Source organism: Salinispora sp. CH2A1_6 (assembly GCF_056820975.1).
This window is the reverse complement of sequence record NZ_JBXEDG010000003.1, coordinates 484559-497026: the sequence shown is the minus strand read 5'-3', so window position 1 is coordinate 497026 and position 12468 is coordinate 484559. Positions and strand designations below refer to the sequence as shown.

13 protein-coding genes are annotated in these 12468 nt (G+C 73.4%); 5 read left to right on the top strand and 8 right to left on the bottom strand.

Going from position 1 to position 12468, the window contains the following annotated elements:
• Positions 1-34 precede the first annotated feature (34 nt).
• A complete protein-coding gene (locus tag AC1UKG_RS07145) occupies positions 35-1066 on the bottom strand; it encodes an ABC transporter substrate-binding protein (protein WP_018742263.1) in 1032 nt (343 codons plus the stop codon).
• Positions 1067-1131: 65 nt separating this feature from the next.
• On the opposite strand from AC1UKG_RS07145, the gene AC1UKG_RS07140 reads away from it, so the two are divergent.
• Genes AC1UKG_RS07140 through AC1UKG_RS07120 form a run of 5 tightly spaced genes read left to right on the top strand, consistent with a single transcriptional unit; the run spans position 1132 to position 6754 of the window.
• A complete protein-coding gene (locus AC1UKG_RS07140; RefSeq protein ID WP_026271126.1) occupies positions 1132-2232 on the top strand; it encodes an iron chelate uptake ABC transporter family permease subunit in 1101 nt (366 codons plus the stop codon).
• On the top strand, positions 2229-3257 hold the full coding sequence (locus tag AC1UKG_RS07135) for an iron chelate uptake ABC transporter family permease subunit (protein WP_018742261.1): 1029 nt from the start codon (positions 2229-2231) through the stop codon (positions 3255-3257). The genes AC1UKG_RS07140 and AC1UKG_RS07135 overlap by 4 nt, the downstream gene beginning before the upstream one ends.
• A 26-nt stretch (positions 3258-3283) precedes the next feature.
• Entirely contained in the window at positions 3284-4093 is an 810-nt protein-coding gene (locus AC1UKG_RS07130) for an ABC transporter ATP-binding protein (RefSeq protein WP_018813391.1), read from the top strand.
• Complete coding sequence (locus AC1UKG_RS07125; RefSeq protein WP_482642654.1) at positions 4090-6198, top strand: penicillin acylase family protein; 2109 nt, start codon at positions 4090-4092, stop codon at positions 6196-6198. Before AC1UKG_RS07130 ends, AC1UKG_RS07125 begins: the two co-directional genes overlap by 4 nt.
• Positions 6191-6754 (top strand): GNAT family N-acetyltransferase, encoded by a 564-nt coding sequence (locus AC1UKG_RS07120; RefSeq protein WP_018742258.1) that lies wholly within the window; start codon positions 6191-6193, stop codon positions 6752-6754. The genes AC1UKG_RS07125 and AC1UKG_RS07120 overlap by 8 nt, the downstream gene beginning before the upstream one ends.
• Before the next feature lie 81 nt (positions 6755-6835).
• Here AC1UKG_RS07120 and AC1UKG_RS07115 read toward each other — a convergent pair whose 3' ends face one another.
• The 7 genes from AC1UKG_RS07115 to AC1UKG_RS07085 form a co-directional block, all read right to left on the bottom strand.
• Positions 6836-7525 carry a dihydrofolate reductase family protein gene (locus AC1UKG_RS07115; RefSeq protein WP_018742257.1) on the bottom strand — a complete coding sequence of 230 codons (690 nt, stop codon included), beginning with the start codon at positions 7523-7525 and terminating at the stop codon, positions 6836-6838.
• The gene (locus AC1UKG_RS07110; protein ID WP_018742256.1) at positions 7518-8162 is read right to left on the bottom strand and encodes a GTP cyclohydrolase II; all 645 of its coding nucleotides are present in this window, start codon (positions 8160-8162) and stop codon (positions 7518-7520) included. The genes AC1UKG_RS07115 and AC1UKG_RS07110 overlap by 8 nt, the downstream gene beginning before the upstream one ends.
• An 11-nt stretch (positions 8163-8173) precedes the next feature.
• Positions 8174-9121 carry a lysylphosphatidylglycerol synthase transmembrane domain-containing protein gene (locus AC1UKG_RS07105; protein ID WP_026325089.1) on the bottom strand — a complete coding sequence of 316 codons (948 nt, stop codon included), beginning with the start codon at positions 9119-9121 and terminating at the stop codon, positions 8174-8176.
• Between the two features lie 86 nt (positions 9122-9207).
• Positions 9208-10056 carry a small ribosomal subunit Rsm22 family protein gene (locus tag AC1UKG_RS07100; protein ID WP_482642655.1) on the bottom strand — a complete coding sequence of 283 codons (849 nt, stop codon included), beginning with the start codon at positions 10054-10056 and terminating at the stop codon, positions 9208-9210.
• The gene (locus tag AC1UKG_RS07095) at positions 10053-11087 is read right to left on the bottom strand and encodes a glycosyltransferase family 4 protein (protein ID WP_029122881.1); all 1035 of its coding nucleotides are present in this window, start codon (positions 11085-11087) and stop codon (positions 10053-10055) included. Before AC1UKG_RS07095 ends, AC1UKG_RS07100 begins: the two co-directional genes overlap by 4 nt.
• Entirely contained in the window at positions 11084-11482 is a 399-nt protein-coding gene (locus AC1UKG_RS07090; RefSeq protein WP_018730536.1) for a 6-pyruvoyl trahydropterin synthase family protein, read from the bottom strand. Before AC1UKG_RS07090 ends, AC1UKG_RS07095 begins: the two co-directional genes overlap by 4 nt.
• A 4-nt stretch (positions 11483-11486) precedes the next feature.
• A complete protein-coding gene (locus tag AC1UKG_RS07085) occupies positions 11487-12467 on the bottom strand; it encodes a dehydrogenase (RefSeq protein WP_018813395.1) in 981 nt (326 codons plus the stop codon).
• Between the last annotated feature and the right edge of the window lies 1 nt (position 12468).

Sequence of the window (12468 nt, the reverse complement as noted above, 5' to 3'; positions counted from 1 at the left end):
GTCCCGGCCGGCGTCGCCGGCCGGGACCCGACGGTCAGCTGACCTTCTTCGCACCCTTGATCGCGGTGGCCAGGTTCTCCAGCAGCGGAGCGGCACCAGCGTACGAGAAGCGGGGCACGGCGTCCCAGGCGGTGATCTGGTTGGCCGCCACGGCCGGCAGCTGCGCCCAGGTCGGCTTGGCGGCGAGGTCGTCGGCCTGCAGCGCGGTGCCGCGGTTGTCGAGCAGCAGCAGGTCGGCCGGGAACTTGCCGGCGTTTTCCCAGCTGAGTGCCTCGAAGTAGTCGCCCGCCTCCAGTTTGGTGGGCACCACGAGGTCAACGCCGAGCTCGGCGAAGTACATCAGGTCGGTGCTGACCTGCGGGTTGGAGACGTAGAACAGGTCGGGGCTGCCGGAGCAGGCCATCACCTTGATACCGGGGTTGGCCTTGACGGCTTCGCGGACCGACTCCGCGGCGGCGTCGAAGCGGGCCTTCGCCTTGGTCACCGCCGACGCGGACAGGTCCGCGCCGAGGGACTCGGCGAGCTGCGCGTATCGCTTGATCGGCTGGGTCATCGGCACCCGAGCCGTGGTGATCGCCGCGACCGGGGCGAGGGAGACGATCTTGTCCTTGCTCTCGTCCGGCACGTACCAGAGCGCATCGGGGTCGTACATGTGGGTGACCAGCAGTTCGGGCCGCAGGCCGGCGTACTTCTCCAGGTTGAACTCGCCCCAGGTGTTGCCGAGGATCTCCACGCTCTCCACGTTCAGCTCCCCGGCCTGCGGGTCCTTGCTGCCGTCGGCGCGGGTGGTTTCGCCGAACACGCCAACGACCTGCTCGTTGACGCCGAAGTCGACCAGCGCCGCGGCCACTCCGGTGAAGGCGACCACGCGGGTCGGAGGCGCGTCGGCGGAGAGCTTCTCGCCTCGGTCGTCGGTGAAGGACCAGGGGCCGGAGTCAGTGTCGGCGGTGGGGGTGTCGGTATCCTCGCTGCCGCAGCCGGCGAGGAGAGCGGCCAGGCTGAGACCGCCGGCGGCGGCGAGCAGGCCACGACGGGAAAGTCGACGGGCGGACGCGGGATGCGACATGTTAGATCTTTCGGTCGGGGTCGCGGGTGACCATGGATAGCGAGGTTAGGCTAACCTAACCAATGATGCTGTCAAGTCCCGCCCCCGCGATTCGCACCAACTCGGAGCCCACCCTGTCCGTCACTCATTCACCGCCGTCCGCTGCGCAAACGGTTTCGGCGCACCCCAGCCGACGCGGTCGCACCGTCACCCGCGCCAGCGGCCTCGCCGCCGCTGTGCTCCTGCTCGCCGTCGTCGCGGTGCTCAGCATCGCCGTCGGGGCGAAGGCCCTCCCCCTCGCCGACGTCTGGCCCGCCCTGCTCGACCCCGGCGCGGACGAGTACACCGTGGTCCACCAGATGCGACTTCCCCGCACGCTGCTCGGTCTGCTCGCCGGGGCCGCCCTCGGGGTGGCCGGGGCGGTCATGCAGGCACTCACCCGCAACCCGCTCGCCGACCCCGGGCTACTCGGCATCAACGCCGGCGCCTCCGCGGCGGTAGCCACCGGCACGGCCCTCGTCGGCGTCGCGGGACTGAACGGACAGATCTGGTTCGCGCTGATCGGCGCTGCCGCCGTCACCGCCGCCGGCTACGTCGTGGGCGGTGGGCGCGGCGCCACCCCCGCGCGACTGGCCCTCGCCGGCGCCGCGCTCAACGCCACCCTCTACTCGTATGTGAGCGCGATCATGCTGCTCGACACCGCCTCGCTGGAACGGCTGCGGTTCTGGACCGTGGGATCACTGGCCAGCGCCGAACTGGCCATCGTCGGCACGGTGGCACCGTTCGTCGCCGCGGGGCTGCTGCTCGCCCTCGCCGTGGCCCGCCCACTGAACGCCCTCGCCCTCGGCGACGACACCGCACGGGCGCTCGGCGCGCGGCCGGCGCTGATCCGGGCAGCGGTCATCGCGGCGGTCACCCTGCTCTGTGGCGCCGCCACCGCCGCCTGTGGACCGATCGTCTTCGTCGGGCTGCTGGTCCCGCACCTGGTACGCGCGCTGACCGGGCCGGACCTACGGTGGCTACTGCCCTACTGCGCCGTGCTCGCACCCGTGCTCCTGCTCGGCGCCGACGTGCTCGGCCGGGTCCTCAGCCGCCCCGGCGAACTCCAGGTCGGCATGGTCACCGCCGTGCTGGGTGGGCCGCTCTTCCTCTGGTTGGTACTCCGTGGGCGGGTGGGGCAGCCATGATCGTCTTGCGTACTCCTGGTGACGTCTCGCTGCGCCTGCACCCGCGCGCCCTCGCCGTCGGCCTGACCTGCGCGCTGCTCACCCTGGCCGTGGGTGTGCTGGCACTCGGTAGCGGCGACTACCCGATGAGCGCCGCCGACGTACTCCGCACCCTGGCCGGCGACGGTACGCCGGCCGAGGAGTTCATCGTCCACGAGCTACGGCTCCCCCGCCTCGCCACCGCGATCGCGGTGGGGGCCGCACTGGCTCTGGCCGGCGCCGTCTTCCAGACCCTGGTCCGCAACCCCCTGGGCAGTCCCGACCTGCTCGGCTTCACCCAGGGCGCGGCGACCGGCGCGCTGGTGGTAGTTGTCGTCGGCGGTACCAGCACGATGCTCTCCGGCGCCGCCGCCGTCAGCGGATTCGCCACCGGCCTCCTAGTCTACGTGATCGCCTGGCGACGTGGAGTGCACGGCTACCGACTCGTGCTGGCCGGCATCGGGGTCGCTGCGATCCTTACCGGGATCAACGGGTGGCTGCTCACCCGCGCCCCGCTGATGGACGCCGCCCGGGCCGTACTCTGGCTCACCGGCAGCCTCGACGGCCGGGACTGGATACACGCCCTGCCGGTCCTGATCGCCCTCGCCCTACTCGGGCCGGCGGTGCTGGCCGGCGCCGGACCCGCCCTGCGGCTGATGGAGATGGGCGATGACTCCGCCAACGCCCTCGGCGTGCCGGTCGAACGACTACGGCTGGCCCTGCTCGGCGCGGCCGTACTGCTGGTCTCCCTCGCCTCGGCGGCTGCCGGCCCGGTCAACTTCGTGGCGCTCACCGCGCCGCACCTGGCCCGACGACTCACCCGCGCACCCGGGCCCAACCTGCTGCCCTCGGCGCTGCTCGGGGCGCTCCTACTGGTCGTTGCCGACGAGATCGCTCAGCGCGCCGTCCCCGGCCACCAACTGCCGGTAGGCGTCGTGACCGGCTTGATCGGCGGCGGATACCTGATCTGGCTACTGGCGGCCGAGCGCCGGGCGGGCCGACTGTGACAACGACGGAGAACGGAGCACCGAAGATGCGGTCCCGGTTGCGCGGTAGCGCGATGACCCTGGCCTACGAACGGCGGACCATCTCCCGCGAGTTGACCGTTGAGATTCCGGACCGGTCATTCACCGTCGTCATCGGCCCGAACGCGTGCGGCAAGTCCACCCTGCTGCGGGCCCTGTCCCGGCTGCTCCAGCCGAGCGCCGGTGCGGTCCTGTTGGACGGGGCGGACATCCACCGACGCCCCGCCCGGGAGATCGCGAAGACCCTCGGCCTGCTGCCCCAGTCGTCGATCGCCCCCGACGGGATCGGGGTGGCCGAACTCGTCTCCCGGGGCCGATACCCCCACCAGGGGCTGCTGCGGCAGTGGTCCCGCCAGGACGAGGCGGTGGTCGCCGAGTCGATGGCGGCCACCGGCGTCACCGACCTCGCCGACCGTCCGGTAGCCGAACTCTCCGGCGGGCAACGACAGCGGGTCTGGCTCGCCATGGCCCTCGCCCAGCAGACCCCGCTGCTACTGCTCGACGAACCCACCACGTATCTGGATATCGCCCACCAGATCGAGATCCTGGACCTCTGCGCCCGGCTACACGAGGAGGAGGGCCGTACGCTGGTCGCCGTGCTCCATGACCTGAACCAGGCCGCCCGCTACGCGACCCACCTGATCGCGATGCGCGACGGGCAGGTGGTGGCGACGGGCCCGCCCCAGACGGTGGTTACCGCCGCGCTCGTCGAGGAGGTCTTCGGCCTCCCCTGCCGGGTCATCGACGATCCGGAGACCGGCACCCCGCTGGTGGTGCCGGCGGCCCGGCGCCGGACCCCGATCGGAGTCACGGCGTGAGACTCTTCCGCGACCGGTGGGGGGTGCCGCACCTGCGGGCCGCCGAGCACGACGAGCTGGCCTACGCCCAGGGCCGGGTCACCGCGTACGACCGGGCCTGGCAGATCGAGGTGGAGCGGCACCGATCGGTGGGGGCGAGCGCCGCGTTCCTCGGCCCCGAGGCGGTGCCGTGGGACCGGCTCGCCCGCCAGGCCCGTATCGCCGACACCGCCCGGCGCTGCCACGCCCGCCTCGACCCGGCGACCGCCTCCTGGGTGGGCCGGTACGTGGCTGGAGTCAACGCCGGCCTGGCCGCGGGGGCGGCGCGCGACCCGCGCTTCGCCACCGCCGGGCTCGACGCCGGTCGGTGGGAGCCGTGGACCCCGCTGGCGATCTGGCTGGCCCACCACGTCCTGTTCGCCGGCTTCCCCAGCAAGCTCTGGCGCGAGCATGTCGCCCGGCGACTCGGCCCGGACGCCGTCGCGCTCTTCCAGGCGGACGCGCCGGTCAGCTCCGGCAGTAACGGCTGGCTGCTGGCCGGCGAACGTACTGCCACCGGCGCCGCCATACTCGCCGGCGACCCACACCGGTACATCGAGGACCCGGGCATCTACCAGCAGATCCGCCTCGCCGGCCCGGCGTACGACGTGGTCGGCCTGGCAGTGCCGGGGGTTCCCGGCATCGCCCACTTCGGGCACACCGGCGAGGTCGCCTGGGCGATCACCAACGCGATGGCCGACTACCAGGACCTGTACGCCGAGCGGCTACGTCGACGGGGCGGCGGCGTGGAGGCGTACGGGCCGGACGGCTGGCAGCTGACGCGCACCCACGCAGAGACGATCACAGTGGCCGGCGGCGAGCCGGTCGAGGTGGAGGTGGTGGAGACCGACCGGGGGCCGGTGATCGTCGGCGGGCCGGAGTCGGCCGAGGCGATCAGTCTCCGCTACCCGCCCCGGGTCACCGGCGAACTGGGCTTCGCCGCGTTGCCGGCGCTGCTGCGGGCTCGCACCGTCGCCGATGTTGACGCCGCCGTGGAGCACTGGGTGGAGCCGGTCAATGTGGTGCTCGCCGCCGACACCGCCGGTGGGCTGCTACACCGGGTCGCCGGTGCGGTGCCGGCCCGTCCACCCGACAACGGCCTACGGGTCGTGCCGGCGTGGGAGCCCCGGTACGCCTGGTCTGGCTGGTGCGCGATGCCGCGGGCTACCGTCACCGAGGTCGCCGTGATGGCCAACGAGAGTGCGGTCTCCGCTCCGCTGGGGGTCGAGTTCGCACCCCCGCACCGGGCCCGGCGCATCCGCGAACTACTCGACGCGACCGCCGGTTGGACGGCGGAGCGAATGGCCGACGTGCACACCGACACGTACTCGGCCGCCGCCGGGCCGCTGCTGACCCTCCTGGCGGGCCTGGCGGAGCTGCCGACGCCGGCCGCCGCGCTGCGGGACCGGCTGCTGCGCTGGGATCGACGGATGGCTGCCGACAGCGCCGACGCGGGTGCCTTCGCCGCCGTCCGGGCCGCCCTGGTCCGGCGGATCGCCGCGCATCCGGCGCTGGCGGCGCTCGCCGACCCACCGGCGTACCCGGAGGTTTTCGCGCCCTGGCTGGCGCTGACCCCTCGGGTGGGGACGGCGCTGGGCGCGCTGCTCGCTCCCGACGCACTCCCCGGGCTGGACGCGCCGGCCCTGGTCCGGGCCGCGCTGCTGGAGGTCGCGGGCAGCGACCTCGACCCCGCCGTCGGCGGCGAGGCAGCCCGGTGGGGCGCCCGGCACCGGCTCGCGCCCTGGCGGGCGGTGCCGGTCAACGTGCTCGCGGCGAGCATGGTCGCGCACAATCCGGTACCGGACTCCTCGGAGGCGGATGCCGGACCGGAACTCGGCGGGGAGCACGACTGTGTGCTCTCCACCTCCAGCGTGCCGGGGGTAACCGACCTGTGCCGGCGCGGACCGGCCGCCCGGTACGCCTGGGACCTCGCCCGGCGCGAGAACAGCCGCTGGGTGGTACCCCTCGGCGCGGATGGCGTGCCGGGCTCGGCGCACGACGACGACCAGTTGGCAGCCTGGCAACGCGGGGAGCTGCTGCCGGTGGTCACCGACTGGGACAAGCTGACGGAGGAGCGAGATGGGTGACCGGGTGGCCTTCGGGCGGGTAGTCGCGGGCTTCGGCGAGGTGCAGCTGCGGCCGGTGGATCCGGAGGGCGACCTGGACCTCATCCACAGCTGGGTCAGCCAGGAGCGGGCCCGGTTCTGGGGGATGCGTGACGCCGGTCGGGATCGGGTGGCGGAGATCTACCGCTACCTGGACTCACTCCCCACTCACCAGGCCTGGCTGGCGCTACGCGACGGGGGGCCGGCGGCGCTGTTCCAGACGTACCAGCCGGGCGCCGATCCGGTCGGCGAGGTATACCCGGTCCAGCCCGGCGACCACGGCATACATTTTCTGATCGGCCCCCCGCCCCGCCCCGCCCGCCCCGAGCCGGGCTTCACCGGCCACCTCTTCGACTTCCTGGTCGACTTCGTCTTCGCCGACCCCACCCACCAGCGGATCGTCGCCGAGCCGGACGCCCGCAACGAGCGCGCACAGGCTCGGCTGCGCCGCACCGGCTTCGTCGATGGGCCGCTGGTCGACCTGCCGGGCAAGCAGGCCCGACTGATGTTCCTGGACCGCGCCGACGCGGGCCGCTGACTGACCGGCAGCGGGAAGGTCCGGACACCGGAAGGCTCGGGCACCGGAAGCTCGAGCACCCGAGCACACCAGCTGCTGCCGTCAGCCGGGACAGCGGTCGGAGAGGGCATAGCGGACCAACGCGACATCGCCGATCTGCCGCACCTCGGCGACCTGGGCCCGGCGACCGGCATGCCACGGAAAAGAGCCGTCTCGCACGAAGCGGGGTGCCCGGCCGTCCCCGACGAAGAACGGGGCGACCACCAGGTGCAGCTCGTCAACGAGCCCACTGGAGAGGAACTGGGTGTGCATGCTCGCGCCCCCCTCCACCAGCAACCGGCCAATCCCCCGCGCGGCCAGATCGGCGAGCACCGGCGCCAGGTTGACCGGTTCCCCGGCGTCAACCACGGTGGCGACCTGGCCGAGGCGCTCCCGGGCCTTCTCCATCCCCGAGGTGGCACAGTAGATCAACCGTACGGTGGCACCGGTGGTGAATACCCGGGCCCCCGGGTCAAGGTCGCCACCGCCGGTGACGGTCACCCGGGCAGGCGAGGCAGCCCGGCCACGGGCGACCCGCTCGGCCCGTCGCGCCGCGGACCGCACCAGCAGCCGCGGATCGTCTCGCCGGATGGTGCCCGCACCGACCAGGATCGCGTCGCAGCCAGCCCGCACCTCGTCGATCCGGTCCAGATCAGCGTCGTTGGAGAGCACCAGCCGCCGACCGGTCGCGTCGTCGATGTAGCCGTCCAACGACGCAGCACAACTGAGCAGGACGTACGGGCGCTCAGTCATGTACGAAGGACAGGTCGAGGGCGTGCTCGCCGCGAGTCGCCTTGACCGCCAGATAGTCGGCGTTGGCCGCGGAGAGGAAGACCCCGGTGGTCACCCGTTCGCTGACGGCGATGCCGTGTCGGCTCAGCTGTGCGCACTTGTCCGGGTTATTGCTGAGCAGCGCGACCCGGTCCACGCCGAGAGCGGTGAGCATCTGCGCGGCGACGGTGTAGTCCCGCTCGTCCGCCCGGTGGCCGAGGGCGACGTTCGCCTCGTACGTGTCCAACCCGGCGTCCTGCAACGCGTACGCCGCCAACTTCGCGTACAGGCCGATGCCCCGGCCCTCCTGGCGCAGGTAGAGCAGGTAGCCACCGCGCTCGGCGATCCGTTCGACCGCCTCGCGCAGTTGCGGGCCGCAGTCGCAGCGCTGGCTGCCGAACACGTCCCCGGTAAGGCACTCACTGTGCGGTCGTACCAGCGGCACCGAGCGCTCCGTCGGCACAGCCGCCGGGTCAGTCCGGTCGCCGAGCCCGAAAGCCAGGTGCTCGCGACCGTCCACCAGACCAGCGAAGGAGTAGACCCGGGCCGTGGTGGCATACCCGTCTGGAAATCGTAACGGGACGATGACCTGGGTGCTGATCGTGGCAATGGGATGCATCGGACTCCTCGTCAGCGGGTGCCAGCCGGCACGCGGACACGACGGGCCGCCAGGACGGCGGCCCCGGGAAGACTGGCGACGAGCACCAGAGCTCCATAGACGATGGCGGTAGAGACGCCCTCAGCGGCGGTGAGACCGGCCGCGCCGAAGGCCCACGCGGCCACGCCCTCGCGGGGCCCGAAGCCAGCGATGTTCGCCGGAACTCCCATGGCGAGCAGGGCCAGTAGGGTCAACGGCAACAGCAGCGACAGCGGCGCCGTCGAGCCGGCGGTTCGGGCGGCGAGCACAAAGGTCGCCAGGTGCCCCGCCACCGCCAGGGTCGAGGCGAGCAGCACCCCGAGCCAGGTGCGGCGAGCCAGTAGGCCGACGCGGATGTCGGCGATGGCGACGCGGACCACCCGCGCCCACCGCGACTGACCGGCCGGACGCCGCCACGCCAGGAGCGCTGCGCCGAGGCCGACCCCGGCCAGCGTGATGGTCACCACCGGCAGATACGGCCGGACCGGGGACGGGAACGTGGCCAGCACCACCACCGCGACCACCGCGAGGACCGCCTGGCCGGCGGTCCGCTCCCAGAGGACGGCCCGGACACCCCGACCGAGGTCCCCCGTGGCCTGCCCGTGGCGGACCGCCCGGTGTACGTCGCCCAGCATCCCGCCGGGCAGGGTCGCGTTGAGAAAGACCGCCCGGTAGCAGTGGGCGACGGCGGTTCGCAGCGGCAGCCGGACCCCCAGTCCCCGGGCCACCAGGCTCCAGCGCCATGCGCCGCAGACCGTGGTGATCCCGCCGATCGCCAGCGCCGCCGCCAAGGCCGGAGCGGTGATCAGACGCAGCCCATCGAGAAACGGGCCGGTGCCCACCACCCAGAGCAACAGAGCCAGCAGACCGAGACCGCCCAGTGTCCGGGCCCACGCCCAGAGCCGGCCGTCGGCCGCCGCTGTGCGTGACACCATCGCCATCCGGTCCCCCCTCGCGAGTCGCCGACCCGGGGGGTCCGCCGGCTCTACCCGCTCCACCTCCGTGAGGTAGGCACCCTCCACAGCGGTCACCGATGCACCGTCGGCAGGGCCAACAGGTCCTGGTGGTCTACCAGCACGGACAACCGGCCGGCGGCGAGTTCGTCCCGGCGACGACGCGCGTACCCGGTCAGCGGGCCGGCCAGCTGGGGGCGCTGCTCCCGGGCCGCGTCGAGCCAGCCGGCGAACCACTCCCCCAACAGGCCCGCGTCGGCGGAACCGAGCCGCCACGGGCTGGACCGCAGCGTGACCGCAGCGCCCTGCCCGACGAAGGCCGCGGCGGTGCGGGCCACCGCGTCCGGACCGAGTAGCCGCCGTCCCCGAACAGTACGGCGCTGGTGGTCGTTGAAGGCCGCGGCGACCTCCGCGTCGAGCGGGTCCATGGGGTCGAGCCGGACGTGGCCGACCACCGAGAGCGTAAAGAGGGCCGGCCGCCCGGCGCAGGCCGCCGCCACCCGTCCGACCTCCTCAGCGGTGAGCATGTCCAGCAGCGCGGAGGCGGTGATCAGGTCGGCCTCGGCCAGCTCGGTGGCGGTAAGCCGGGTCAGGTCTCCCCGCCGGGTCTCGACGGTGACCGGGCTCCCGTCGGCGGCGACCGGTGGCGGGTCGGCGGCGACCCGGGCCAGCAGGCCGGCGTCCCCGTCGTGCAGAACCCAGTGTTGGGGCCCGGGTAGGCGGGGAGCGAGCCACCGGCCCATCGCACCGGTACCGCTGCCAAGGTCGTGGACCACCACCGGGCGGGTGCCGGTGAGCCGGGCCCGCAGCCGGTCGGCGAGGTCGACGACGCGGGCGGCGGCGTCGGCCGGTTCACGCCGGGTGAGCCAGTCCGCGAAGGCCGCCGGCAGGCCCAGCTCGACGTCACCGCCCCGCTTCGTCATCTCGCTCCTTCCAGCGCCGCCGCGAGCGACATGGTGGTGGTGGTCCAGCCGGTGAGAGTCTCCCGGCGTGCGCGCGCGGCGCGGCGCAGCCGGTCCCGCAAGGCCGGGTCGGCGAGCCAGCGGCGGAGCGCGCCGGCGAGGGCCGCCGGGTCGTCTGGGGGCACCAACATTCCGGGCACCGTCCCGTCGGGGGCGCGGCCGAGGGTGTCGGGCAACCCACCGGCGGTGGTAGCCAGCACCGGTACGCCCCGCGCCAGCGCCTCCGTCACCACCATTCCGTACGTCTCGACCCGAGAGGCCAGCACCAGCAGGTCGGCAGTGGCGTACCCACCGGCCAGTGCGGAGCCGGTACGGGGTCCGGCGAGGTGCACCCGCCGGGCGAGGCCCAGGTCGTCGATCCGTCGCCGGAGCCGCTGGACGAAACCCGGGTCCTGGGTGAGCGACCCGAGGCAGTCACAGCGCCAGGCTAGCTCCCTGACGATGGCGAGGGCGTCCACCAGCGTGTCGTGTCCCTTGTGTGGGGTGAGGGCGGCGACGCAGAGCAGCCGCTGGCCCGCTGCCGAGCCGGGTACGGGGACGGCCCGGTCAACCCCGGGCACCGCGACGCGCACCCGCTCGGCGGGCAGCCGGTACCGGTCGAGCAGCCACCGGCGGGTCCAGGTACTGGTCGCCACGATCACCGCCGCGTGCCGCAGGGCGACCCGTTCCGCCGCGCTGGCCAGCGGCAGGTGCACCAGCACCGCCAGGCGCAACCGCCCGGCATTCGGGGCCAGGAGCTCCGGCACCGCGCTGGCGACGAGCCCGTCGAAGAGGACGAGTGACCCGGACGGCAGCGCGTCGAGCACCCCGGCGAGGACGGAGCGTTCCGCGCTCGCCGGGTACGGCCAGGCACCGGGCACCGGGTGCTCGTGGATCGACCAGCCGGCGGCCGCCAGCCCGTCCAGGACCCGCCGGTCGTACCGGTTGCCACCACTCGGCGTGGTCGGATCGTCCACGTCGCCCGGCAGCACCGCGTGCAGGGCGCGGGTCACAACGACCGTTCGTAGCTGGCCCAGGCGACATGCGACTCGTGCAGGGTGACGCTGATGCCGGTCAATCCACCGGCGCCCGCGCCCAGCTCCCCCGCCCGCACCCGCGCCGCGAGCCGGTCGGCGACGGTGCGGGCCAGTACCTCGGTGGTGGTGTTCACCCCGGCGAACTCGGGCTCGTCGTCCAGGTTGCGGTAGGTCAGCTCGGCGAGGACCGCGCGCAGCTGCGCGGTGGCCCGACCGATGTCGACCACGATTCCGTCAGCGTCCAGGTCACCGCGGCGGAAGGTCGCGTCCACCACGAACGTCGCCCCGTGTAGTCGCTGGGCGGGACCGAACACCTCGCCCTGAAAGCTGTGGGCAATCATCATGTGGTCCCGGACGGTCACGCTGAACACAGTGTCACTCTCCGTCGTAGGTAATGAGGTGGCAGCGGGCCGGCAACCGCCGGTCGGCGAGCCGGGGCAGCACGTCGGGCAGGTCCGCGAACCGGGACTCCCCGGTCAGCAGGGTGTCGAAGACCGGGTCGGCGAGGAGATCCAGCGCCAGGGTGAGCCGGTCGGCGGGGCTACGCCGACTCCGCCGGGCCGGGGCGACCCGTCCCACCTGGCTGCTCCGCAGGGTGAGCCGGCCGGTGTGGAACTGCGCGCCGAGCGGCAGCGCCACCTCGCGGTCGCCGTACCAGCTCAGCTCCAGCACCGTGCCCTCCGGCGCCACCAGTTCCAGGCAGCGACGCAGGCCGGCGGCGGTCGCGCTGGCGTGCACCACCAGGTCCTGTCCGGCCGCCGCGGCGGCCGGTGCGGCGTACTCGACGCCGAGCGCCCCGGCGAGCGCGGCCCGCGTCGGGTCCACATCGACAAGCTGTACCCGCACGCCGGGGAACCGGGCCAGTAGGGCCGCGACGGCCGCGCCGACCATCCCGGCACCGACCACGGTGACCCGGTCGCCGACCAGGGGTGGCTCGTCCCAGAGCGCGTTCACCGCGGTCTCGACCGTGCCAGCGAGCACCGCACGCGCCGCCGGTACCTGCTCGGGCACCACCACCACGGCCTCGGCCGGGACCACGTACGCCGTCTGGTGCGGGTACAGGCAGAAGACGGTGCGCCCGCGCAGTCCGGGCGGACCCTGTTCGACCACGCCGACGCTCAGGTAGCCATACTTGACCGGGGCCGGGAAGTCACCCTCCTGGAACGGGGCACGCATCGCCGAATACTGTCCGCTCGGGACACCGCCGGTGAACACCAGCGTCTCGGTGCCGCGGCTCACGCCGGAGTAGCGGGTCCGGACGAGCACCTCGCCGGCGTCCGGGGTGGGCACCGGCACCGAGCGGATCTCACCCCGCCCGGGCGTGGCCAGCCAGAAGGCGCGTGCGGTCTGGTTCACC